Here is a 24,596-nt window from a genome sequence, read left to right on the forward strand (position 1 = left end):
TCTGAGTGTATGTTAGCCGTCATGCGCCTATGAGCTATAGACGCAACGCTAACGATAAAAGTCACACTTTTTATGACATTAATGGATTTTATTAACGAATAAAAATTTATTCAGGTTTTGATTTTTTGTCATCATCAAGGGTGAATTGATAATACAAGTCCAAGGCGCTGTTCAGTCCGCTAACCGCCTCTAAGTAGAGCTTTGGCATCAGCTGATAGCGTAGGGCGACCTCTGAAACCGAATCAAAGACCCCTACGCCATAACGTAGCTGCACCCCTGGTGCGATATATCCTGATACAGACAACTTGGTATCATCTCCTGCTCCAGTCGTATTCAGCGCAAGATCTTCAACCCCGAGTTTACGTCCAATGTTGCTGACTTTGTTTTCGCTTTTGCCCAATCCAAAACCAATCAAAGCACTGGCCAAGGCTGCGTCACTAGACGTCTCCCCCCCACTATCAATGGCAGTGCCACGCAACAAATACGATAAGGCTTCCGGCTGCTCCATACTGGGATCTGAGAAGACACTCACTTTTGGCTGCAAAGCGCTTCCTTCAATCCGCAAACCGGCGATGACCTCATCAGCCGTTTTTTCTGGGTCACGGATCGCCTCAACCACCAAGTAGGGGCTGTCTATGGGTCCACTAAATTGAATCTCTCCCTCGCGGATAACCAAGTCTTGTCCATACGCTCGGTAGCGCCCATTAATTAAATTCAGTTCACCGTTAGCATTAAGCACTTCACCGGATTGAGTGAGTAATAACGCGCCTTCTAAATCTGACGTCAGGCCAAAAGCGTCTATTTTCACGTCATTATTTTTCTTAGGGTCAATATTGATCTGTAAAGACAATTCCAACGGCGTTTTACTCTCGACTATTGCCTGCTCATGATTGACTAACACCACATCATTTGATGGCGATAAGGCACTGGGTGGCAATTCCCGCACTTTGATGCGGGCGTAAGGCAGAGTTACTTCTCCTTTAACCACTAAGCCAGATGAACTGAACGCTACATTGACATCTGGCGATAGCTTGGCGCGCACAATATTCTGATAGTCGATCTCCATTTCAGTGCCTTTAACATTAACCACGGCACTGGGCTCATCTTGCCAGCTAAACTGCCCGTCGATTTGACCTTTACCATTGCCCAGTTTAAAAGGGCCACTTAACGATGCAGCCTTTCCTTCAAAGGCAATAACTTGTTCGACCTGATTGATTCTTGAGGGCAATATAGGGCCCGCAAAAGCGCCTTCTTCCAGCTTTACTTGTCCATTCAGTAGAGGTGAAGTTAAGTCGCCGCTAAACCCTATTTGCCCATTAATATGTCCCGTTAACTCACTCAGTTGCGGCACAAATTGCGCCATAGCGCCAAGGGTAAGATTATCGATTACCAGCTCACCTGAGATAGGTTTACTGTCTCCGTCAACCTGTATATCAAGCTGTGAGTTAAGCCCGCCTAACTGCTGACTAGCAAGGAGCAGCTTGGTCTGTACATATTGCGCTTGGGTATCTTCTGCGGTGCGTGTATTGACTTGCATTGTCAGTGTATCTAACTGAAGTGGGCTTTCTGTGCCCTCGACCGTCCACGTTGAAGGCGTTAAAGTCATATTCGCTTCGACAACAGGCAAACCTTTAGTATCCCATTGCCCTTTTGCTACTAAGGTTAACTTGGCATCGGTATCTATCTTCTGTAACTCAGGCAAGTTAGCACTGAGTAAAGGAGATAAAGGCAGGTCGTTAATGGCAATGTCAAACTGTGCATCATTTGTTTGGTACTCCCCACGATTAATACACACGTGAGCTTCATTATCGACTAAGCAAAATGGCGAGATACGGTACGCATTTTTAGCCCAATCCGCGCTGATCTCGGGACCGTCTTCTTCTAAGCTAAATTGTCCTGCATCCATGGCTATCGTCGCAACATCGAGACGACCGTTCCACTGCGTTTCGGCCAAGCTGCCATGCAATTTAGTCACTATGTCCGCCTGGGCACTGTTCAAGGACAAGCTTAATTGATGCTGCTGCGCATCCCCGCTAAGGGCTAAATTGACATTAGCAACTGGCTGCTGACTGAATATACCGTCTGTGAGTTGCAGTTCAATTTCGACTTGCTTATCCACGTCCCAAATCACCTGCCCTTTGCTGCTCAACTGGGCAATACTTACTTCAGGCAAGGAAATACCGTTCCCAGAGCCGTTGAAACTAATTTCAGGCGCACTTACCGTACCATCAACTTGTGCATCAAGCTGAGCGTTACCGGCGAAGGACGGGTACAACTGAGACAAGTCTTTAGCGTCAATCGTTAACTGTGCCTGAACGTCTTCGAAAGCCTCTAGCGTGCCACTAACGGTGAGCTTGTTGTCACCCGTTTGCAGATGTAATTCAGGGATTTCAATACCTTGCACTGAATCAAAATTAACTTCACCTGAGGCACTGAGCTGATAGTCGAGCCAATCACCGGACGCCACTAGTTCACGCATATGGGCGCTAACATCTTTGCCGTCGTATTGACCATCTAAGCTGACTTTGCCTTTAATATTAGCTTCAAGCTGAGGCCAAAATTGCTGTGGTTGAATATCATTAAAGGTGACAACACTTTGCCACTTTGCCAAGGAGTCGACGGTAACATCGCCCACTGCTTCAACGCGTCCTCCTAGAGTGTCAATGGCCAAATTGGCAATCTGTACATGGCGTGTATTACCCGACGCGCGCAATACGAGAGCCGATTGTGGAATTGACCCACCTTTAATGGCGGTGTCTAAGGCCAGCTGATATTCGTTTACATTACCGCTGAGACTGACGTGTCCTTTATCCACAAAAATCTGAGGTTTAGTAACCGGCCAAGTAATGGGTTGCCAGTTAACCTCCAATGAAAGTGGTAATTGTTTAGATTGTAAGTCGGCACTTGCCACTGCCTTAAGCGTAACGAATCCACTGGTATCAAGCGTTAGCTCGCTGCGTTGTAAATTGCCTTTGAGATTCATCGTTCCATCAATGGAATAGGAACTGCTAGCATGACTTTTCACCATTAGGTGTAATTGATGCTGCCACTGTTTGCTCAAGCTGGCGGTTAAATCGACCTCGCCTAAACTGCTGCTCATGTGCAAAGACTTTACTGTGAGTAACTTAGGCGTAATATCGATCGCCGCACGCAGTTGCGTGAGATCAAAAATGGCCTGCTTGTTTTGCGTAACAAGCACATCATTCACAGCCACATTCTTAGCATTCATCACAATCGGAAAAATAATGGGCGGTAACTGCAGGGGAGTATACTGCCAGTTGGCGATACTCTGTAAATCAATGCCTGGTGATGCATTGACTGATGTATTAGCATCCCCAGGAGGTAACACCACCCGGATCCCGTCTAGCGTGAGGTGATCGAGACGCAGGGTACGGTACATACTTAGCTTAGTTGACAGTGCCTGCACGTTTAAATCGAGAGTGTTCTCAACATCAACGCGGATATTTCGAATATCGAGCTCCTCAATGGAAACTGGTATGGGCAGGGTAATACGCTTAAGGGGCTCATTGTTAGCCGGCGCTGGTGTTTCACTCGCGATGACCTTAACGCCAATACTTTGTGCGCTGAGCTTTGACAAACAAGCTTGCATGGTAGCCACACAAGACCAGTTCACATCTATAGTCAGTTTTCTCACTTGTAAATTTAATTCAGGGGTGACAAACGTCAACCGGTTCAGTGAAAGCTCTGAGAGCAGACTGCCAGCGTCGTAATCAATATCTAACGCCTCGAGACTACTGTCAGCGATCGACAACACCCCTCTTGTTCCCCAAGGAGAGGCAACCAATGCCACCAACAAAACCAACACAGCGAAGAAAACACCTACATACTTTAACCACTTCATAATGCTGGCCCCATGGAAAAATGAAAGCGCCAGGTCGTCTCTTCAACACTGTTTCCCCGAGCAAAATAAAAACGAATAGGACCCACAGGAGAAGACCAACTTGCACCTAACCCTATGCCCGTTGCCAAATCTTTGAAGGGTTTATCGCTGGCGTTGCCGATATCGGTAAAGACGGCCATGCGCCAGTCTTGTGCAACCGGGTACGAATACTCGATACTCGCCACGTTCAGGTACTGGCCACCGGTTAATTCGCCCTCTTCTTCTGGTGATAAGGTATTTAAGGCAAAACCACGCACACTTTGATCCCCCCCGGCGAAGTAACGCAAACTAGAAGGCACTTGGGAAAAATCGTTGGTTGCTATGGCCCCTAACTCCGCCCGAGCAAAAAGTCGATGCTTGCCATATGAGCGCAACCATTTTGTCTGCAAACTAATGCGCACTAAATCTATGTCTGACACCACTTCTTGGGTCGCCCCTTCAATGGTGTACTGTTGTTTATCGCCCCAGTTTATATCAAGCCCCCCACGTGTTCTGCGACGGCTTAGGGTCATACCAGGCAAGAGCAAGGTGGTCGTCTGTTCATCATCAGTGCCTTGGGTAAACTTTTCTTGCTCTAGGCGCAAGAAACCAATACGTTGCCAATCGCTATCTGGCGATCCCCAATGACGCTGCACGGCTAACGTCAAGGCCTCACTTTTTGTATCGTTGTCGTTTTCAGCTTTGACGCCTGCCTGATAACTGAGATAGTTATTCAATGGATCTTCCAACGGGACTTTGTACTTCACACTGATGTTCTGCTCAGGCTGAGAAATAAAGGCTTCCGCGGACAGACTATGCCCCTTGCTGTTGACCCAAGGCCTCTGCCATTTAAAACGCAAACGTGGGCCACTATCAGTTGAAGCACCACCACCGATATTAAACGTATCTCTGGGTTTAGCGCTGGCAATCAATTGGATGGGCACATTGAGCCCATCCGCTTTGCTCACCAGAGGACGCGCGACGACTTGTTGAAAATAGCCGGTTAATTTTAAATTTTGATTAAATTCTGCGAGCTTATCGGCGTGGTAAGGGTCACCTTCTTTAAAGGTAGATACTTCTTTTATCAGGACTTGGGCTTTGTCATCATCCGGGATCTGTAATTCGCCGAAGGCATAGCGTTTACCCGGGGAAAATTGCAAGTCGACGTTGGCCAAATAGGTATCAAAGTCGATGCGAATTTCTTGCACAATAAATTTAGCATCAAAATAGCCGCGTATTTGCGCCATGGATAACAACTTACTTTTTAGCCCATCATATTGTCCTTGCTCTAAATACGACCCTTCTTTCAGTTCGGCTTTGCCGACAATGCCCTGCAATACATCATCTGCTTTGTCAGCGCCGACCAACTCGATATGTCGCTTACCAATTTTAACTCGAGTACCCGCTTGCACGGTGAGATACAACTCACTGCATTCTTTGTCTTTAGAAAGACGCATTTTTAGGGTTTCGAGTTGATAATAGCCCACAGCTTGCGCCGCTTTAGTTACAGCCTCTTTAACCGTTTGACGATAATTTTGCGTCAGTTCACAACTAACCGGAGCACCAATGATACCGATATACACATCGATATTGTCTTTGAGGCGACTGTCATCGACCCCTTCAATATCAACTGATATTGCAAAGGCATTAGGCGCAATTAACGCCACAAGCGCAAAATAAAAAGTCCGCAGAGTAAACAAAGTAACCTCGGTAATTCGATAGCGAGCAGAACAAGGTCCATTCATGTTTCGCTATCAGATTTAAAAAACAATGAATAAGCAAGCAAAATACATGACAAACTGTTAACAATGGCTGAATTTAACCTTGTTGTGGTCCATCAGTCATGCCCAATTTTTTAGCGCCTGTCTCGTCGGCATCCCAGGGGCCAATATTGCCTGAACGCTTGGCTGCAAACCACATTGTCATAAAGTCTTTAATCAACTTTTGCTCAATTTCTATGGCGCGTTCCGTTGGACAAAAAATAGCAACGGTGACCACTGAATCCCCAACTTCTGAGGTCGAAACATTAATATGCGGATCAGGTCCGGCAATTTTTACATCCAAGCGTCGCTCAATTGTTTGACTATAACGATAAGCCACATCTTTAAAATCTTCACAGTAGCGCTCTGCGTTTAGTTGTAATTGATCAATGAACAAGTATGGATTAACACTCTGGTCCCGGGTGATATTAAAATGATGGGTGGCGTATCGTTTTAGAAAGTTAAGGTTTTTAATCGTGTTAGTGATCATCGCATTGTTAGGAATAAACAGCGTTTTACCTGTGTATTCGTATTTGTGGATATCAACTTCGAGTAAAGTACTTTTCATCCAATCTGTTTCAGATACTTCCCCAACGATTTCCCCAACTTGTACCCAGTCTCCAATGCGGAAAGGTCGTGTTGAGGCCAAGTAAAAAAAACCAATCACACATTGAATAAACTCACGAGTGGCCAATACAATCGCCACCGCAAATGCCGCGATAGACAAAGCGAAGTTTTGTAATTCGCCAGCCCATAAACCGAGTAATAAAAACAACATCACAAAATTCAAAAGGTTCTTAATGTTGTTGACTAAATCACGCTTATCTTTCCCTTTATTGATAGCCCGATTGCGCACAGTTTTAACCAATGCATATTTCACCCCTAGGGTGACAAACGTCATTATGATGGTTAGCACAACCTTATTGTTTAACAAGGCGCTAAGGAAAAGGGTGAAATGTTCTAAAAATGGCGGAAAATCTATACTCATTTACGGCTTCATACTTGTTTGGCGGTTTGAATCGGCGAACCCCATATCAATTTATATTTGGGGACCGCACTTTAGTGTCATTATCTAGGCTATTTTAGCATGCTTAGTCTTGCCGGATGTGCAGGTCGTGGGATTATTTTTTGCGTGAATGCTGTATTTTTCGTTCCGGTCTATCGGTAAATTTACCCACAGTTTTCCATTTCGCTCTGGGGTTAATAACACTCGGACGCGTTAAAATTAGATTATTCGGATACACAATAATTTCTCTGTCTTCTGTAATCAACTTGGTATTAAATAAATTAATTTCAGAAATAAAACCTTCTACGTAATTATCCGCGTCTAACACTCGAATGAAATTACCTCGCCTGAAAGAGGTTTGAAACAACAACAAAAAATAAGCAGTAATGTTACTGAGCAAAGACCAACTGGCGAAAAATGCCACCCCAGTAAGGGTAATAAGTGAGGTAGAAATGACCAGTAAGCCACTAAAGTCGATCCCCCACGCAATCAAAATAACCGCAAAAGTTAAGATCCCCACCACGAGACGAATAATATGGTAAGCCCGGATCACTTCGGGCGTTTTTAAATTACTTTCATCGATTTTCTTTTCAATTCTTGGCAAGGTCCACTTAGTTACCAGTACGTAAACTAGCAGCATCACGGCCGTCCAAACTAAGCTTCCCATGTAGTGGTTCGCCCAATCTATGATGCTATTAACCCATTGTGTTTCTAACATGTATTACAATCCAACTCGTGAAGGTATCTGCCAACGATTGATATACCTTATTTTAGGTTTAGTTTACGGGCAATTTAATGAAAAAGTGCATGCTAGTCGATAAGTGAATAGCAAGTAAAGCAGATTGACGTCTGGGCGCAATGCCAGCGATGAAAACAACACTTTTGCTTGCAAAAATAAGACGATAGCGAAATAAATAATTGTGTTTTTACGATCCCATGTGCAATTCTTCAATGCTCGTGTAAGATTAAATTGTAAAAAAATACGTTACGAAACGAATCCCCGACAAGATGTGGGCTAACAGGGTTGAAGTACTAATGAAAAAAGGTCTGATTTTTTACGCTATACCAAAGCGGTGGTTAAATAAGTTGGCAATTATTATTACCTCACTGGTAGTGTTTTCAGCTAGCGCCGCACAAGAGATACGTTTCAAAGTAGTAGATCAGTCGGGTAATCCTGTTCCCAATGCAGTAGTCAGTGCCCAAGGAGAACCACAGGATCACATTGATGACATGGCCGTTATGGATCAAGTCAATTCGCAATTTCTCCCCCATGTCTTAGTTGTACAAAAAAATCAGTCTGTGCGGTTTCCGAACAGCGACGATATTCGCCACCATATTTATAGTTTCTCCCAGCCGAAACCATTTGAAATCCGCTTATATAAGGGAGAGGGTTCAAGTCCGGTGACATTCGACAAGCCAGGCGTTGTGGTACTCGGGTGTAATATTCATGACCAAATGATCGGTTATATCTATGTTGCCGAACACGAATTAACCGCCTTAACAGATGAGAATGGCGAAGCTATCTTGCACACTCAGGCGACCGAATTTCATGTTTGGCAGGCCAAATTATCCACCAGTAATTCGGAACGTATTACCGTCACCCGAGAGACCTCAGATAGTGCGGTGCAAAACGTCACATTGAATCTGCTCGAAGAAAAGAAGCCAGAGGTTAAACGTCGTAAATTTTCTCGGAAATTCTCATCTGGAGCCCACTAATTGGCCACTAGAAAATTAAACCAAAGCATATTTCGACTCGTTGTTGGGCTCGTTATGCTGACCGCTATGATGATACTCATAAACGTCTGGACCTCGACCAGTAAGCACGCTAAAAACCAGTTAAATGGCGACCTTAAAGTTGCACAGAATGTATTTGAGCAGGTCCTTGAGAACCGTGAAAACGTACTTTATAACTCGGCCAATGTATTAACCGCCGACTTCGGCTTTAAGCAAGCGGTAGCAACCGGCGATAAACCGACTATAGACAGTGCCTTGTACAATCATGGCGCACGGATCAGTGCCGATGTAATGGCATTGGTTTCTCTGGATGGTACAAATATCACCAGCGTTCCCCAAATACTGCAAGCAGAAGAAACCTTTCCTTACCCACGCGTAATACAAAATGCGATTGTAAATGGTGGAGCATCTTCGTTATTACTGATTAATCAGCGTCTATACCAAGTCATGATGTTGACCATAGACGCACCCACCCCCATCGCCGTCGCCGTGATTGGTTTTGAAATAAACCAAGAGTGGGGACAACAATTAAAAAACGTAACCCAGCTTGAAACCACCATTGAAGTGCAGGTAAATGGTGAGAAAAACTTTACTATCAGTACTCTGCCTGATGAAATGGTGCCACTGGCTTTGTCTGAGCAAGGCCAAACTTTATCTTGGTTATCTCTTACACTATTCAATGACGTGCCTTACGTATCAAGACAATTTTTATTGGCAGATGAAGGGAACTTTAAAGTCTTAATCACCCTATCAAACGATGTACATCGTTTATTTGCAGACTTCAGTGCTTTGCAATTGAATATCTCGCTTATTGCCGTTTTAGCCATCATTCTGGCGTTATGCTTTGCCGCCCTTTTTTCCCGAAAAGTGGCAAACCCCCTTGTGGCTTTAGCCGAGATTGCCCAGCGTATTTCGACCGGCGATTACAACAAAGAAATCATTACCGAGTCTAGCTCCACAGAAGTCACAAACCTAGCCGTTGCGCTGGAATCGATGCAATCAAATATTCGTCAGCGCGAAGAGAAAATCAGCTATCAGGCACAACATGACATACTAACCGGGCTGAATAATCGCTACAATATGGAAGCCTTACTCAACGCAAAGTTTGAGCAAAACAAGTCCTTTCAAGTGTTTGGGATCAACGTATTTGGGTTTCGCAGTATCAATGACGTATTTGGCTATCATAATGGTGATATTTGTCTGCAAATATTAGCCAAGCGTTTAGTCGAACACGGCGGTTTAGGTGCACGCTTAGCTGGCGGCGAATTATTATGGGTACCTGATAAGTTTATTACCCATGAGCAAGTCGTACAGTTTAAAAATACCTTAGAAGAACCAATCGAAACCGGTGATGCCTCGATTATCACCAAGGTTTCAATCGGTATGCTCAACTGTCCGGTTGATGCGAGTAATGCAGAAGAGTTGTTTAGGCGCATGAATATTGTGCTTGATGAAACCCAGCTAACTGAGCAACTTTTACTTAACTATGAGCCTGAGTTCGAACATCGCTACCTTCGTCGTCTATCGATTATTGCCGAATTAAAAACCGCCCTCAATGACCGGCAAGATGAACTGAGCCTGTTTTATCAACCTAAATTAGATTTAACCAGTGGCAAAGTAACGAAAGTCGAAGCGCTAATTCGTTGGAATAACGCCATACTGGGTTTTGTTTCGCCGGAAGACTTTATTAACGTAGCGGAGCAAGCGGGATTTATAGGCAAAATTACCGACTGGGTGATCAACCAAGCAATCAAGGATGCAGTGTTACTTCGAGATTCAGGGCATGACATCAGCATCGCCATCAACTTGTCAGCCAAAGATGTGATGGACAATGCTTTATTGCCACATATCTTGTCTTTGATGGATGACTCCAAGCTCGATTGCAAAGCGTTGAGCTTCGAAATGACAGAAAGCGATCTTGTAAGGGAACCAGAGAAAGCGATTAAACAGTTACAAGCCTTTCGCGAAAAAGGCTTCGAGCTCGCAATTGACGACTTTGGTACCGGCTATTCATCTATGTCTTACTTGAAAAGTCTGCCGGTTACTACGTTAAAAGTAGATAAGAGTTTTGTACTCAAACTGGATTCCCAGCAGGGCGATCAGAAAATCGTGCGAACGGTTATCGATTTAGCCCACAGTTTTGGCTTAAACGTCGTTGCAGAAGGTATCGAAAACCAAGCTACTCTTCAACTTTTACATGGCTGGGGATGTGAGTTAGCCCAGGGGTTTTATATGTGTAAACCTTTACCTTTTAACGACTTTATTCATTGGCACAATAAACATCAATCAACTAACTGGTTAGCAAAATGACCCAAAAAATATCAAGTATGTCGTACTACCTCGGTTTTATATTCGCTCTTTGCTCCAGCTTAGTCTCGGCGCAAGATGGCAAACTGATTGGCACCGCAGGCTTAGTGCAATTAGAAGGAAGTGGCGGCGGTGGTATTGTCCCTTGGGCCACGTTGGCAGGCTACGACAGTAGGGACCAAATTTCTGTCAGTGCAGTCGCCACTCAAGTGGATGTAGATGACTACCGCTTGAACGTATTAGGCATTAGCGCATCGTTTTATGATCGGGTTGAAGTCAGCGTGGCCCAGCACCGCTTTGATTTAAAAGGAGCCGGGGTAGATATCAAGCAAAATATATACGGTGTTAAGTACCGTGTATATGGTGACGTAGTGTATTCAGACTGGCCACAAATCAGCGTTGGCGCACAACATAAAGTATTGGAGGATGAAGGTATAGCCAGCGCCGTAGGGGCAGATAAAACCGGTAGTGGTACCGATTTCTACATTGCGGCAACCAAAGTACACCTCGGAGCTATCGCTGGCTATAACGCCGTTTGGAACCTCACCGCTCGTGCGACCAAAGCAAATGAAATGGGCTTACTTGGTTATGGTGGAATAAAAAATGACAATTATGAAGTCATGTTAGAAGCCTCCGCAGGTATTTTATTTTCTCGTCACTTTGCAGTAGGTGTGGAATATCGACAAAAACCCGATAATCTCGGATTAGGCGAAGATGACTGGAAAGACTTATTCGTCACCTATATACCCAGTAAAGACTTCAGCATTACGCTAGCCTGGGCGGACTTAGGTAAAATTGCCGGAGCCGATGGTCAAGACGGATTATACCTTTCTTTTAACGGACAACTTTGGTGAGCACTATGAAACACACCCTAATTATCGTACTTGTATCGCTGTTTTTCGGGCTAAGCGCCTGCTCAACAACCTCAGAGCAATCCGTTTATGCACAAATGGGCGGCCAGCAAAAAGTGGAGGAAGTGGTAGATAACTTCATCACAGAAATAGAATTTGATCCGGTCATTTATGAATACTTTAAAGATTCAAATATTGATCGTTTCAGAGAAAAACTTATTGAGCATGTGTGCCATTTGACGGGCGGACCATGCGAATATACCGGTGACACTATGGTGCAAGTGCATACGGGTATGGACATAACCGAAACGGACTTTAATCGCGGTGTGGATCTGTTTATTAATGCCATGGATAAAGCGCAAATATCGCACCCGATTCAGAACAAGGTATTGGCTATTCTGGCTAAAACACGTAAAGAAATGTTATATATTTAGCGATAGTCTCGGCAGCAACACTTTTATCAGGCCGCCAAGCGCGGCCTTTTTTATTGCTAAACAAGCTACTTTAATCCCTATCCAACCAGGTAGGTGCCTGTACCCGACGCAATATGTTGTCCGTCTTCGTTGTGCAACTCCATTCGACACACGGCTACTTTGCGTCCTCGGCGTATTACACTGGCCGTTGCGATGAACTCTTGCCCTTTTCCCGGGCGCAAATAATCAACTCGCATATCGATAGTGCCATTGTTAGCTAGGGTATCTTTAAAAGCGTCAACTTCGTCTGACTTAAGTTGTTTAATGCCATACATCAATGCCACTATGCTACCCACGGTATCGAGAATGGCGGCAGTAGCTCCACCATGCAAAATTTTGTGCACAGGATTGCCCATCAGTGAGTCATTCCATGGCATGCGGATTTGTACTTCGTGATCCTCCAGTGTTTCAATTTGAAACCCCAAAGCTTTATTAAACGGCATGTTATGCTGAAAAAACTCCAATACGAACTCTGCCAATTTTTCTGGAGTTAAGTTTTTGTTATCGCTCACGTTATCTTCCTTATATTAGCGAAGATCCCAATGTGACTAACTTTTTATCTATTGGCAAGTGATGTATGCAGTAAAAACACGTAAAATGCGCGCAGAATTTTGTTTTAGAGCCAGATTTTTGTCCCAACTTAGCCCTTCTTCCCCAAGTATTAGCGACGCTAAAGACGTCTTAAAAACCGTGTTCGGTTACGATGAATTTCGTGATGGACAACAGGAAGTCATCGAGCAAATATTGCACGGACAAGACGTCTTAGTATTAATGCCCACAGGTGGCGGTAAGTCCCTGTGTTATCAAATACCCGCTTTAGTATTAGGTGGCTTAACCATAGTCGTTTCTCCGTTAATTGCGTTGATGAAGGATCAAGTAGACGCTCTTGTTGCCTCTGGCGTCAGCGCGGCGTATATCAACTCAAACCTCAGCAGTGAGGAGATGCTAAACGTATACCGAGGCATGCAAGATGGTCGCTATAAGTTGATTTATGTAGCACCAGAACGGCTCATGCAATTTGACTTCATGCAGCGTTTACACAGTCTAAACATCGCGTTATTTGCAGTAGATGAGGCTCATTGCGTTTCCCACTGGGGCCACGACTTCCGCAAAGAGTACCGCCAGCTTGGTCAATTAAAACAGCAGTTTCCAGCAGTACCCGTTATTGGCCTAACCGCCACGGCTGATATCACCACCCGCAGTGATATCTTGCAACAGCTGGCATTACAAGAACCGTTTGTTTTTAAAGGTAGCTTCGACAGACCCAATATTCGCTATAACCAGTTGTTCAAATATAAAGCCACTGATCAGGTTATTCAGTATGTTAAGCAGCAAGACGGTAGCGGTATTATTTATTGTAATAGTCGCAAGAAAGTTGATGATTTAAGCATGGCCCTAGCTCGTCAAGGGATCAATTGCGCCGGTTATCATGCGGGGCTAGAAGGACCAATACGGGATAAAATCCAACGGGATTTTATTCAAGATAATATCGATATCATTGTGGCTACGGTTGCTTTTGGTATGGGCATAAATAAATCAAATGTGCGTTTTGTGGTGCACTTTGATTTACCGCGCAGCGTAGAAGCTTATTATCAAGAAACCGGACGTGCTGGTCGTGACGGTATGCCCGCAGAAGCATTACTGTTATTTGATGAAAAGGACGCGGCGCGGATCAGGCAATGGATAGGCATGGGTGATAATCCCGCACGCTTGGATATCGAACTACAAAAATTTGCCGCCATGGAAGCCTTCGCCGAAGCACAAACCTGTCGCCGGCAGGTGTTACTAAACTACTTCTCTGAATATTCAGCCAAAGACTGCGGCAACTGTGATATTTGCTTAGATCCTCCAAAGCGCTTTGACGGTAAAGTCTCAGCACAAATGGTCTTATCCTGTATCTATCGTTTAGGTCAAAGTGTGGCCAGCCAATACGTTATCGATGTACTGCGTGGCAAAAAACTCAAACGCATTATCGAGCAAGGCCATGACGGCCTGAGTACATTCGCTATCGGCAAAGATAAATCTGATGCTCACTGGCACAATATTATTAATCAATTGATCCACAAAGGCTTTCTACGAATTGATATCACCCAAAATGCAGTATTAAAGCTTACAGAGGCGGCGCGTACTGTACTCAGTGGGCAATTCGAGCTTGCATTGGCCGTACCGCGCTTAACGATAGATTCAGCTAAAAAGTCAAAGCTCAAAGAAATGAATTATGATCGTAAGTTGTTTGCCAAGTTAAAACACTTGCGGAAATCCATTGCTGAGCGAGAAGACGTGCCGCCTTTTGTGGTTTTCAGCGATGCAACCTTAGCCGACATGGCGGACAAATTACCCCAATCAAGAATGGAGTTTTTAGAGGTCAATGGCGTGGGGCAAACCAAGTTAGACCGCTATGGCAGTGAGTTTTTGTCGGCAATATCAGCTTATTCTGTCGGCTAATTATCGTCTTAAATCACGCCTCACCTAGGCCCCCATTCTGAACTAAGATCACAAGCCACCCCATCAAAATGCCGTGGTTTCAGGCGTTATCTAACCTTTACTAACAGGGGGGATTTGGCGCATACTAGACACCTGTTTTTGAGGATAATGTACCTAGCTGTGAAAGCCGTCTCATCAAAAAATAAAGATCCAAAAGTCGAAAAACTCAAAGTCCCCCCTCACTCCATAGAAGCGGAGCAATCGGTGTTGGGCAGTATGTTGATCGCCCCTGATTCCTGGGACAAAGTCGCTGAACTGGTTACCGAAGAGGACTTTTACAACCGTTCTCATCAGGTGATTTATAGCGCCATTTTACGTTTATTAAAAAACAATCAACCCATAGATTTAATCACCGTTTCGGAAAACTTAGAGAATTTAGACGAGCTCGAAGAAGCCGGTGGCTTTGCCTATCTTGGCGAACTGGCAAAAAACACGCCGAGCTCTGCCAACGTTACCGCGTATGCCAATATCATAAAAGAGCGTGCGGTGGTAAGGGAGCTCATCGGTGTTGCCCACGATATTGCCGATGTAGGGTACAACCCAGAAGGGCGCAATAGCGGCGAATTACTCGACATGGCAGAGAGTAAAGTGTTCGAGATTGCCGAAAAACGTACCGGTAAAAATGAAGGCCCCCGGGGCATAGAAACAATCTTAACCAAGACGATTGATCGTCTTGAAGAGCTGGTTAAAAATAATAAAGAAGTGACTGGTGTATCCACCGGATATACAGATTTAGATAAGAAAACCAGTGGACTACAGAAATCTGATTTAATTATAGTGGCAGCACGTCCTTCCATGGGTAAAACCACTTTCGCCATGAACTTGTGTGAAAATGCCATGCTGTTGGAAGAAAAGCCCGTCTTAGTATTCAGTCTTGAGATGCCCGCCGAACAAATTATGATGAGGATGCTGGCTTCACTTAGCCGGGTCGATCAGACCAAAATTCGTACCGCTCAGTTAGACGATGAAGATTGGGCTCGCATGTCAAACACTATGGCCATGCTTAAAGATAAAGACAACTTGTACGTAGATGATTCCTCAGGCCTAACACCTATGGAAGTGCGTACTCGGGCCCGTAAGCTTGCTCGTGATCGTGGCGGTATCAGTCTAATCATGATCGATTACCTTCAATTGATGCAAGTGCCAGGATTAAGTGATAATAGAACCTTAGAAATCGCCGAAATATCTCGCTCACTTAAGTCCTTAGCCAAAGAACTTGAAGTGCCTGTGGTTGCACTTTCTCAGCTCAACCGGGGGCTAGAGCAACGCTCAGATAAACGTCCGATTAACTCGGATTTACGGGAATCAGGTTCAATCGAGCAAGATGCGGATTTAATAATGTTTATCTATCGCGATGAAGTCTACAACGAAGGCAGCGAAGATAAGGGCGTAGCAGAAATTATTATTGGTAAGCAACGTAACGGTCCAATTGGTACCTCACGATTAACCTTCCAAGGGCAATTTTCACGTTTTGATAATTACGCTGGCCCAGCGCGAGACGACGACTACTGATCGGTCTTCCCCGATTACAGTATTACAATCGTATTCATAGAATTTAGGCACAAAAAAAGGAGGTGAAATTCACCTCCTTTTTTATGTTCTAGCCTAAGTTAAATTACTTAGATACTTTCTCACGCTTAGAAGCACTAACACGCGCAACGATGCGACGGTTAATTTTATTAGCTTCTTTCGCTGTAGCTGCGTCAAGCAACTTGCTTTCACCGAAACCAACTGCTGTGATGCGTGCTGGTCTGATATCGTAATCTTCGATTAATACCATACGAACGGCTTTAGCACGTTCTTCAGACAACCACTGGTTGTAAGCACTTTCGCCTGGTGCTGATGCGTAACCTTCAATTACAGTATCAGTTGAAGGGAAACGTTTCATGAAGGCAGCAAAATCTTTAATGTCTGTATTAGCACGATTTTCGATTTTAGAGCTGTTGTTAGCGAACAAGATGCGTAATGTTTCTTCAACTTCAACTTCAGTAAAGACACTACAACCTGTCGCATCTACTTTGTCTGTAGAAGGCGTGTTTGCACACTTGTCTTTGCTATCTACTACACCGTCATTGTCTGAATCAGATTCAACAGCCGCTGTTGCTAATGCACAGCCCATAGCATCAACTTTCACACCCGGTGCAGTACCTGGGCATTTATCCATGCTGTTGTTCACGCCGTCATTGTCTGAATCGCGTGTCACTGGAGCAGATGTGGTGCCAAAACTGTAAGCCAAACCAATTTTAGCGCTTACATCGTTATAGGCTTCACCGAAATCGTGATAAGCCGCAATTTCAGTAATAACTCGCCATTTGTCGTTTATAGCCCAATGCTTACCAAGACCAATGTTAGCTAAACGTGAGCTATCAGTCAGATCAAGGTGCTTCACACCGGCAAACACATACATCAAGTCATCTGGTAAGAAGTACATGGCATCAACACCAAGACGGTTACCTGATTCATCACCTAACCCACCGGTTTGGTCGATGTTAAGGTGAGACCATTCTAAACGTGCAGCCCACTGTGGCTTAAAACGAAAACCTAGTTCCGCACCAAAACCAATACCATCGTCGTAAAACGTCGGCGCGCCATCTAGCTCACCGTCAGTTTTGTAAAACTCACCGAAACCACCTACCCACTTGTCGCCTACTGGCGCAGACTGTGCAAAAGCACCACTGGTAAAAGCAAGCAAGATACCCATGGCTGTCATGGTTTTTTTCATAATAAACGTCCTTAATGTAATGTGTTAATCATTTGATATCACCGCCGTCATGGGCATCGATATATTATCTGATTTAGTGTGTAAAAAATTTATTGGCCGGTAATTGTTGCAATCAAGCAACGTTCACCGCCCTGATTTCTATGCTCTCCCAAATATATTCCTTGCCAGATACCCAGTGCCAACCTTCCATTTTGTATGGGAATGCTCAGGTCGCTACCAAATATGCTGGCTTTAATATGTGCAGGCATATCATCTGATCCCTCGAAGTTATGCAGATAATATGCCGAATCTTCAGGAACAGCGTGATTAATGTGACTCTCTAGGTCTGACCTGACTGTCGGGTCTGCATTTTCATTAATCGTCAAACTGGCACTTGTATGCTGAATAAACAGATGCAAAATACCAATATTCATTGTTGTTATGACATCCAAATGGCGTACGACTTCATCAGTAATAAGATGAAATCCTCGCGGCTTCGCCTTGATGCATAACTTAGATTGATGCCAAACAGGTAAATTACTTGTCAAAGCACATCTCTAAAAATATTTTTCCATGGTCACTAGCAAATGGCATGATTAATTTTCGACCAGATGCCGTGTGGCTTAGTGTATGATCTTTACCGAAAACTACAACCGGGGTAGCCATGCCGAAATTGTAACCAAGTTTGCCTAATTCGTTTTTTGCTCCGCCGCAAATCATATTGGTAATTTCACCCACCATGTCAGCCACGTCATCATTCACTTTTTCTAACTGCTCACCGAGCATATTTTGCATAACTTTTAATGCCACACTGGTTTCGAAAGTAATAGACAATGAGCCTGTTATATCATCACCAACCATACCAATTAAACCCGATACATCCCCTTGGGCAGTGGTATCCGTTTTCTTTTGCGGCTTACCCGGCACCAACTCTATTTGCGCCATAGTACTGAGTACATTGCGTAAAGCAGCAATAAACGGATTTATAAACTCTGCATTCATCTTTACATCACTTCCTGTGGACTAGCATTTAATTGCACGCTGCACTTCACTATTGGCAAGTCGCGCACAACCCATGGGCCTCAATGGTCTGCTTCGAGACCTGAAAACCGTGGGATTCAGCTTGTTTGACTAACGTATCCTGCAAGCCTTCTGATTGAATTTCTTTAACCAAACCACAATTATCGCAAATTAAAAATTGTACAGGATGACTACATCCAAAGTGATGACAGGCAACAAAAGCATTGGTCGATTCTAATCGATGGATCAACCCAAACTCAAGCAAGAAGTCCAGAGTACGATACACAGTTGCTGGTTTAGCATTGGTTTCAGTCTCTTTCAATGTATCCAACAAGTCATAAGCGCCCACGGCACCTTTTTTGTCTAACAATAAGGCATAAACCGTTTCCCTGAGATGGGTAAAACGTGCACCTTTTTGCTCACAATATTGACGTGCTTTTTGTACCTGTGATCCAATGCTCATCTTTGTGTTGCCGACCTTCCTGTTAATCTTACTCATCTCCTTAAAACGCGGGGATTAGAGCTGGACTAGATTTGTCTATTCATTTTAACCAAGTATATCATTCATCTAAAGGGCTTTGTACGAATAGTAGCTTGATTTGCTTCATAAAGTTGAGGCATTAGCAGCCAATATGGGTATCATTGTTAACAAGCATTTCTTAACGAAAGCTGAACCGACATGTTCTAACAGCGTCATATACACAAACGCAACGTTATAAAGTGCGTAATCAACTTTACATGACGCACATTCTGACAATAACAGCCGCCATCAAAGCAAAGTTCTAAAGGCTGGTTATAGAGGTATTATGATAAAACAAAACGTTAAAATTCACGGCGATACTCCCAGTATATGGTTTATTTTCAGCGCCGAGAAACTTCTAGTGCCTCACGCGCAACCGGGCCCCATTATTGATACCTGGAACAACCTCGGCTTTGCCCATGCCTACCTAGATCAAGTCGTTCAGGTCGGTGAACATAAAGGTCAAACTTGCTATCTAGTGGATATGGGCAACGAACAAGTTGTGCAAGAAGGCATGCAACTAGCCCATCTCAGAACACTTTTACAACACGATGAATTAGAAGTATTTGCCGTCGCAGCACGCGCTTGGCAAGTCGCACTATTTTTACGCACCCATAGATTTTGCGGCCAGTGCGGTTCAACTATGCAAAAAATTGATTGGGAAATGGCAATGCATTGTCATCGCTGTCACCATAGATGCTACCCAAGAATATCCCCCTGCATCATTGTCGCTATTCGTCATGAAGACAAAATTCTACTGGCTCAAGGTAAACCACAAAAAGAGCGAAATATGTTCTCCACCTTGGCAGGTTTTGTAGAAAGCGGCGAAACCCTTGAACAAGCTGTTCACCGAGAAGTGTTTGAAGAAGTAGGCGTGGCAGTGAAGAATCTTAGATACATATCAAGCCAACCTTGGCCGTTTCCTCATTCTTTAATGGTGGGTTTTTTGGCTGACTTAGACTGCGGCGAAATCAAGGTAGACGGCCACGAGATAATCGAAGCTCATTGGTTCAAGTATGATGAACTGCCAAACATCCCCCCGAAGTTTTCTATTGCGGGGCAATTAATCGAACAAACGATCAAAGAAATCACCCAGACTAAAAACTAATTCTCAGGCATAAAAAACCCCACTTTAAGTGGGGTTCGAATATTTTAGCGTCTAAGTCTCGTTTTTTCGAGCTTCTTATTGTTAGTTTGCTTACGCAACATTGTTATAACAGAGTTTCTGCTGTTGTTGCAAGTTTTTACAATATTTAGGTTGATTTTCACTTCTTCATTCAATCTAACAGGGTACAATGTCGACTTTTTTGGCCTAGGACTGGCGCCCCACTCTACAGAGGAAATGCATGCATTCTTTAAAAAACGACCGATATCTACGCGCTTTGCTTCGCCAACCGGTAGATGTAACTCCAGTATGGATGATGCGCCAAGCTGGGCGCTATCTACCTGAATACAAAGCAACCCGTGCTCAAGCTGGCGACTTTATGTCTTTATGCAAGAATGCTGAACTAGCCTGTGAGGTAACGCTACAACCGTTACGTCGCTATGACTTAGATGCAGCTATTTTGTTTTCTGACATACTTACCATCCCTGATGCTATGGGTTTAGGTTTGTACTTTGAGCAAGGGGAAGGACCAAAGTTTTCTAACCCTATTACCTGTATGGCCGACATTCAAAACTTACCTGCACCGGATCCTGAACAGGAACTGCAATATGTGATGAACGCAGTACGTACCATTCGTAAGAACTTGCAAGGTGAAGTTCCTTTAATTGGTTTCTCCGGTAGCCCATGGACGTTAGCCACGTATATGATTGAAGGCGGCTCAAGTAAGGCCTTTACTAAGATTAAAAAGATGGCCTTTAGTGAGCCTCAAGCGCTGCACTTATTACTTGATAAACTTGCCGATTCAGTAATTCTTTATCTCAATGCGCAAATCGCCGCTGGTGCCCAATCAGTTATGGTTTTCGATACTTGGGGCGGCGTACTTTCTCCCCGAGATTATCAAGATTTTTCGTTGCAATATATGCACAAAATTGTCGACGGTTTAACCCGTGAAAACGAAGGCCGTAAAATACCGGTAACCCTATTTACTAAAAATGCGGGGATGTGGCTCGAGTCAATTGCTGCAACGGGTTGTGATGGGGTCGGCCTAGATTGGACGATTGATATCGACAACGCAAAAGCACGTGTGGGTGACAAGGTTGCGTTGCAAGGCAACATGGATCCTTCAATGTTATATGCCTCTCCTGAACGGATAGAACAAGAGGTAAAACACATATTAGCTGGTTTTGGTGAAGGTCCTGGTCATGTGTTTAACCTTGGCCATGGTATCCACTTAGATGTGCCACCCGAAAATGCCAAAGTATTTGTTGATGCGGTACATAAATATAGTGCTCAGTACCATAAAGGCTAAACGTACTTACTTGTACAAAAGGCAGCGTAATCGCTGCCTTTTTTATGGTTAGCGGAAATTACTTAAACAGCGCATTAAGGTAAGTTGCGATTCGGATCCCGCCCATTTTCAAACGCTCTTGTACTTGTGGTAAGTGATTGTATAAATAGTCCCACGATATCTTTTCTTCTTGTGGATAAATTTCATCTCTGATTTTAACACTTTCGCTGACCCACACTTGCGGATCAATATCGCTCCATGCACTAATATCTTGCTGACTAATCTTACGATTCAAACGTGCTGTCCACTCAGTATAGGAAAGTTCACGCTGGCCAAGCAATTCGCTGTCCCATACTCGGTGTAAGTTCGAGTCTTGCCAAAAAAAGTTGACCTTTACATCATTGCCGCCCCGATCGGTGCCGTTACCAGCATGCAAGGGTTGGTGCAGATCACCAATAATATGAACGATAAAACGCAGCGCTAATTGCTTATCCGCTTGACTTGCCTTGCTGTCTTTCATGGTAGCAGTGAACATTTTCAAAGCACTTATACCGTCACCTTGCTCTGGTGCGCCAACTTGAGCATACGTCTGTCCTTCAGGGACCGTCACATAATGAAAAGGCCCAGCCTCTTTCTGCCAAAACTCTTCAGGACTAGAGCGCATTTCGTCAGGGTAAGTAGACGCCTCGGCTAAGTCTTCATTGGGTAACAATGCAGTTACAACCGCTTGGGCTTGGGCTGTTAGATGTTGCTGGGCAATCGCCCCTGTTACCCGATGACCAAGTTGCCCCCAAGCCAATACGTTTACACTGAAAGTAGCAACGAGCACACCGACAATAATTTTTTGCATGAATGATCAAATCCCAATTAAATGTCATTTTTTAATGACTGAAAATATGGCTAATAATATGTGTTGTTATTGTGACAATTTTTGCAATAAGCGCTGATGAATACCACCAAAACCGCCGTTACTCATAATGAGCACGTGATCCCCTGGCTGAACGTAAGACAGAATGGATTTTTCCAATATGTCTAAGTCGCTGTGCACTGATGCTGTCACTTCGCTTTGCACTAAAAGCGCGTCCATAGACCAAGTCAAATTGCTTGGCTGGTATATAAACACCTGATCAGCTTTTGACCATGATTTTGCCAACGTTTGCTTATGCACCCCCATTTTCATCGTATTCGAACGGGGTTCTAATACCGCCAAAATTCGCGCATCACCTACTTTAGCCCGCAGACCTTCTAAAGTGGTGGCAATGGCAGTCGGATGATGAGCAAAATCGTCATACACGGTAATGTTGTTTACGGTGCCCAAGACTTCCATTCTTCGCTTGGCATTAACAAAGCTACCTAATGCTTCAATGGCAACGTCGGGAAGTACCCCTGCATGGCGCGCGGCAATAATAGCCATCATGGCATTTTGCACATTGTGTTGACCTAATAGCGACCATTTCACCCGACCAAAAACGGACCCCTTGTATACCACGTCAAACTCGCTACCATCGGGCAAAGCGTTAAGCACTTGCCAATCACTGCCAACAAACTGAACCGGAGACCAGCAACCTTTGTCGAGCACTTGAGTTATATGGCTATCAGCCTTAGGTGCGATAACCAAACCATTGCCAGGCAGCATACGGATCAAATGATGAAACTGTTTTTGGATATCAGCAATACTGTCAAAAATGTCAGCGTGGTCGAATTCAAGATTATTAATGACCAAGGTACGGGGGCGATAATGTACAAATTTAGAGCGCTTATCGAAAAACGCACTGTCATATTCATCGGCTTCGATAACAAAAAAAGGGGTTTCCCCTAACCGTGCAGAAATAGCAAAATTCTGCGGTATGCCACCGATCAAAAAACCCGGTGACATACCGGCCGATTCAAGTATCCATGCCAGCATACTTGAGGTACTCGTTTTGCCATGTGTACCTGAAACAGCCAACACCCATCGATCTTTTAGTACGTTCTCCAATAGCCATTGCGGACCACTGGTGTAGGGCAAACCACGGTTCAAAACATACTCTACCGCTAAATTACCACGAGAAAGTGCGTTACCTATCACGACCATATCGGGCTGTGGATCAAACTGCTGTTCGTCAAATCCTTGCGTCAACTCGATGCCTAATGCTTCGAGCTGGGTGCTCATAGGAGGGTAGACGTTACTGTCAGAACCGGTGACTTTATGACCCATCGCTTTAGCAATCGCCGCGATACCGCCCATAAAAGTCCCGCAAATACCTAAAATGTGTAGATGCATATAATATTTTCGAAGAGAAATAGACACCTAGATTACCAGATACCAATAGCAGTTCGCACTGACAAGATGATAATTTCGTGATCAACCTTGCAAACTGCGCTATTCGGGGCTGAGTTTTGTGACAAATCCAGTTACACTGGTTCGCGCTTACGCAGCGAGCATAAAAACAACAATATTCGCCTGTAATTCTGTCCCTACAATCATGATAAAAGGTCAAAATAACACATGAAAAGACTTAACTCGCAACTTCAAGAAGACGGCGCTCCAATGGAGCTGATCTTGCTATTAAGAACACTATTAGCAGGATGTAAGGAAATATCGTTTAGGGTCAGTCAAGGGGCGTTAGCCGGTGTGTTGGGCTCGACATTGAGTGAAAACGTACAAGGCGAAACCCAAAAGAAATTGGATGTCATCTCCAATCAAATTCTGAAAGACATTCTGAGTGAATCTGGTTATGTGAAGGCCATATCGTCAGAAGAAGAAGATGACGTAGTCGCTTGTAATCCTAACGGTAACTATTTAGTCAGTTTCGATCCCCTAGACGGCTCGTCAAATACTGACATTAACAGTCTTATCGGTACTATTTTCTCGATTACTCACGCCCCGCAGTGGATGGATGCAGATGACCCTTCAGCATTTTTGCAACCGGGTACTCAGATAGTAGCCGCAGGGTATGTGCTATATGGCCCAAGTGCCATGCTTGCCTTGAGTACTGGACGCGGCACCCACTTATATACACTTGATAAAACTCATGGCGGTTTTTTGTTAACGCAAAAAGATGTACAAGTGCCCAAGCAAACGTCTGAATTTGCTATCAACGCATCGAACCAACGTCATTGGGAAGATCCTGTGCAAAACTACATCGGCGATTTAATTGCTGGCGAAGATGGTCCGCGTGGTAAAGACTTTAACATGCGTTGGGTTGCCGCCATGGTAGGAGACATTCATCGCGTACTCAGTCGCGGCGGTATTTTCATGTATCCTTTTGACAAGCGCAACCCTGAAATGCCAGGAAAACTACGTTTACTTTACGAAGCTAACCCAATGGCATTTTTAATGGAACAAGCAGGCGGTTTGGCATCAACCGGCCATGGTAGAATATTGGAAGTAATGCCGACTGAAATTCATCAGCGAGTACCGGTAATTCTAGGCTCAAAAGAAGAAGTAGAAACTTGTTTGAGCTACTATAAAGCCTAAATAACCT

20 protein-coding genes are annotated in these 24,596 nt (G+C 44.3%); 9 read left to right on the top strand and 11 right to left on the bottom strand.

All coding sequences use genetic code 11. The annotated features are described in order from the left end of the window. Window positions 1–106: 106 nt before the first annotated feature. The 4 genes from tamB to GPLA_RS19230 form a co-directional block, all read right to left on the bottom strand. The gene (gene tamB / locus GPLA_RS19215; RefSeq protein ID WP_007106666.1) at window positions 107–3,862 is read right to left on the bottom strand and encodes an autotransporter assembly complex protein TamB; all 3,756 of its coding nucleotides are present in this window, start codon (window positions 3,860–3,862) and stop codon (window positions 107–109) included. After that, window positions 3,859–5,625 (bottom strand): autotransporter assembly complex protein TamA, encoded by a 1,767-nt coding sequence (locus GPLA_RS19220; protein WP_007106667.1) that lies wholly within the window; start codon window positions 5,623–5,625, stop codon window positions 3,859–3,861. Before GPLA_RS19220 ends, tamB begins: the two co-directional genes overlap by 4 nt. A 73-nt stretch (window positions 5,626–5,698) precedes the next feature. Then, window positions 5,699–6,628, bottom strand: coding sequence for a mechanosensitive ion channel family protein (locus tag GPLA_RS19225; RefSeq protein WP_007106668.1), 930 nt, complete (start codon window positions 6,626–6,628; stop codon window positions 5,699–5,701). Between the two features lie 133 nt (window positions 6,629–6,761). Next, complete coding sequence (locus tag GPLA_RS19230) at window positions 6,762–7,364, bottom strand: mechanosensitive ion channel domain-containing protein (protein ID WP_040515411.1); 603 nt, start codon at window positions 7,362–7,364, stop codon at window positions 6,762–6,764. Between the two features lie 317 nt (window positions 7,365–7,681). Here GPLA_RS19230 and GPLA_RS19235 point away from each other — a divergent pair, with 317 nt between their 5' ends. Genes GPLA_RS19235 through GPLA_RS19250 form a run of 4 tightly spaced genes read left to right on the top strand, consistent with a single transcriptional unit; the run spans window position 7,682 to window position 11,972 of the window. Then, on the top strand, window positions 7,682–8,362 hold the full coding sequence (locus tag GPLA_RS19235; RefSeq protein ID WP_007106671.1) for a methylamine utilization protein: 681 nt from the start codon (window positions 7,682–7,684) through the stop codon (window positions 8,360–8,362). Continuing rightward, complete coding sequence (locus tag GPLA_RS19240) at window positions 8,363–10,690, top strand: EAL domain-containing protein (protein ID WP_007106672.1); 2,328 nt, start codon at window positions 8,363–8,365, stop codon at window positions 10,688–10,690. A 17-nt stretch (window positions 10,691–10,707) separates the two neighbouring features. Next, a complete protein-coding gene (locus GPLA_RS19245) occupies window positions 10,708–11,541 on the top strand; it encodes a DUF3034 family protein (protein WP_407636160.1) in 834 nt (277 codons plus the stop codon). 5 nt (window positions 11,542–11,546) lie between these two features. Beyond that, the gene (locus tag GPLA_RS19250; RefSeq protein WP_007106674.1) at window positions 11,547–11,972 is read left to right on the top strand and encodes a group I truncated hemoglobin; all 426 of its coding nucleotides are present in this window, start codon (window positions 11,547–11,549) and stop codon (window positions 11,970–11,972) included. 77 nt (window positions 11,973–12,049) lie between these two features. On the opposite strand, the gene GPLA_RS19255 is transcribed toward GPLA_RS19250, so the two are convergent. After that, window positions 12,050–12,523, bottom strand: coding sequence for a thioesterase family protein (locus GPLA_RS19255; RefSeq protein WP_007106675.1), 474 nt, complete (start codon window positions 12,521–12,523; stop codon window positions 12,050–12,052). An 85-nt stretch (window positions 12,524–12,608) separates the two neighbouring features. Between GPLA_RS19255 and recQ the strand changes: the two genes are divergently transcribed. Next, window positions 12,609–14,456, top strand: a complete 1,848-nt coding sequence (recQ, locus tag GPLA_RS19260; protein WP_051997701.1) for a DNA helicase RecQ — start codon at window positions 12,609–12,611, stop codon at window positions 14,454–14,456. Window positions 14,457–14,615: 159 nt separating this feature from the next. Beyond that, window positions 14,616–16,007 carry a replicative DNA helicase gene (dnaB, locus tag GPLA_RS19265; RefSeq protein WP_007106677.1) on the top strand — a complete coding sequence of 464 codons (1,392 nt, stop codon included), beginning with the start codon at window positions 14,616–14,618 and terminating at the stop codon, window positions 16,005–16,007. 103 nt (window positions 16,008–16,110) lie between these two features. Here the strand turns inward: dnaB and GPLA_RS19270 are convergent, their stop codons facing one another. From GPLA_RS19270 to GPLA_RS19285, 4 genes are all read right to left on the bottom strand, one after another. Next, complete coding sequence (locus GPLA_RS19270; protein WP_007106678.1) at window positions 16,111–17,217, bottom strand: OmpA family protein; 1,107 nt, start codon at window positions 17,215–17,217, stop codon at window positions 16,111–16,113. An 89-nt stretch (window positions 17,218–17,306) separates the two neighbouring features. Beyond that, window positions 17,307–17,744: a secondary thiamine-phosphate synthase enzyme YjbQ gene (locus GPLA_RS19275; protein WP_040515412.1), complete on the bottom strand. Its 438-nt coding sequence runs from the start codon at window positions 17,742–17,744 to the stop codon at window positions 17,307–17,309. Beyond that, on the bottom strand, window positions 17,734–18,198 hold the full coding sequence (locus GPLA_RS19280) for a chemotaxis protein CheX (RefSeq protein WP_007106680.1): 465 nt from the start codon (window positions 18,196–18,198) through the stop codon (window positions 17,734–17,736). The genes GPLA_RS19275 and GPLA_RS19280 overlap by 11 nt, the downstream gene beginning before the upstream one ends. 49 nt (window positions 18,199–18,247) lie before the next feature. Further along, window positions 18,248–18,679: a transcriptional repressor gene (locus tag GPLA_RS19285; RefSeq protein WP_007106681.1), complete on the bottom strand. Its 432-nt coding sequence runs from the start codon at window positions 18,677–18,679 to the stop codon at window positions 18,248–18,250. Window positions 18,680–19,022: 343 nt separating this feature from the next. Between GPLA_RS19285 and nudC the strand changes: the two genes are divergently transcribed. Further along, window positions 19,023–19,844 carry an NAD(+) diphosphatase gene (nudC, locus tag GPLA_RS19290; protein ID WP_007106682.1) on the top strand — a complete coding sequence of 274 codons (822 nt, stop codon included), beginning with the start codon at window positions 19,023–19,025 and terminating at the stop codon, window positions 19,842–19,844. 238 nt (window positions 19,845–20,082) lie between these two features. After that, entirely contained in the window at window positions 20,083–21,150 is a 1,068-nt protein-coding gene (gene hemE, locus GPLA_RS19295; RefSeq protein WP_007106683.1) for a uroporphyrinogen decarboxylase, read from the top strand. A 58-nt stretch (window positions 21,151–21,208) separates the two neighbouring features. Here hemE and GPLA_RS19300 read toward each other — a convergent pair whose 3' ends face one another. After that, window positions 21,209–21,979, bottom strand: coding sequence for a S1/P1 nuclease (locus GPLA_RS19300; protein ID WP_007106684.1), 771 nt, complete (start codon window positions 21,977–21,979; stop codon window positions 21,209–21,211). Window positions 21,980–22,045: 66 nt separating this feature from the next. Continuing rightward, a complete protein-coding gene (gene mpl, locus GPLA_RS19305; RefSeq protein WP_040515413.1) occupies window positions 22,046–23,392 on the bottom strand; it encodes a UDP-N-acetylmuramate:L-alanyl-gamma-D-glutamyl-meso-diaminopimelate ligase in 1,347 nt (448 codons plus the stop codon). A gap of 225 nt (window positions 23,393–23,617) precedes the next feature. On the opposite strand from mpl, the gene GPLA_RS19310 reads away from it, so the two are divergent. Further along, a complete protein-coding gene (locus GPLA_RS19310; protein ID WP_040515414.1) occupies window positions 23,618–24,589 on the top strand; it encodes a class 1 fructose-bisphosphatase in 972 nt (323 codons plus the stop codon). Window positions 24,590–24,596: the final 7 nt, after the last annotated feature.

It is taken from the genome of Paraglaciecola polaris LMG 21857, from assembly GCF_000315055.1.
Taxonomy (GTDB): domain Bacteria; phylum Pseudomonadota; class Gammaproteobacteria; order Enterobacterales; family Alteromonadaceae; genus Paraglaciecola; species Paraglaciecola polaris.

Coding starts and splice junctions, on each gene's coding strand:
- GPLA_RS19310 (WP_040515414.1), top strand. CDS start 23,618: ATGAAAAGACTTAACTCGCAACTTCAAGAAGACGGCGCTCCAATGGAG.
- mpl (WP_040515413.1), bottom strand. CDS start 23,392: ATGCATCTACACATTTTAGGTATTTGCGGGACTTTTATGGGCGGTATC.
- GPLA_RS19280 (WP_007106680.1), bottom strand. CDS start 18,198: ATGAATGCAGAGTTTATAAATCCGTTTATTGCTGCTTTACGCAATGTA.
- GPLA_RS19270 (WP_007106678.1), bottom strand. CDS start 17,217: ATGAAAAAAACCATGACAGCCATGGGTATCTTGCTTGCTTTTACCAGT.
- GPLA_RS19220 (WP_007106667.1), bottom strand. CDS start 5,625: ATGAATGGACCTTGTTCTGCTCGCTATCGAATTACCGAGGTTACTTTG.
- GPLA_RS19245 (WP_407636160.1), top strand. CDS start 10,708: ATGTCGTACTACCTCGGTTTTATATTCGCTCTTTGCTCCAGCTTAGTC.
- tamB (WP_007106666.1), bottom strand. CDS start 3,862: ATGAAGTGGTTAAAGTATGTAGGTGTTTTCTTCGCTGTGTTGGTTTTG.
- recQ (WP_051997701.1), top strand. CDS start 12,609: ATGCGCGCAGAATTTTGTTTTAGAGCCAGATTTTTGTCCCAACTTAGC.
- nudC (WP_007106682.1), top strand. CDS start 19,023: ATGATAAAACAAAACGTTAAAATTCACGGCGATACTCCCAGTATATGG.
- GPLA_RS19250 (WP_007106674.1), top strand. CDS start 11,547: ATGAAACACACCCTAATTATCGTACTTGTATCGCTGTTTTTCGGGCTA.
- GPLA_RS19230 (WP_040515411.1), bottom strand. CDS start 7,364: ATGTTAGAAACACAATGGGTTAATAGCATCATAGATTGGGCGAACCAC.
- hemE (WP_007106683.1), top strand. CDS start 20,083: ATGCATTCTTTAAAAAACGACCGATATCTACGCGCTTTGCTTCGCCAA.
- GPLA_RS19300 (WP_007106684.1), bottom strand. CDS start 21,979: ATGCAAAAAATTATTGTCGGTGTGCTCGTTGCTACTTTCAGTGTAAAC.
- GPLA_RS19235 (WP_007106671.1), top strand. CDS start 7,682: ATGAAAAAAGGTCTGATTTTTTACGCTATACCAAAGCGGTGGTTAAAT.
- GPLA_RS19285 (WP_007106681.1), bottom strand. CDS start 18,679: ATGAGCATTGGATCACAGGTACAAAAAGCACGTCAATATTGTGAGCAA.
- GPLA_RS19225 (WP_007106668.1), bottom strand. CDS start 6,628: ATGAGTATAGATTTTCCGCCATTTTTAGAACATTTCACCCTTTTCCTT.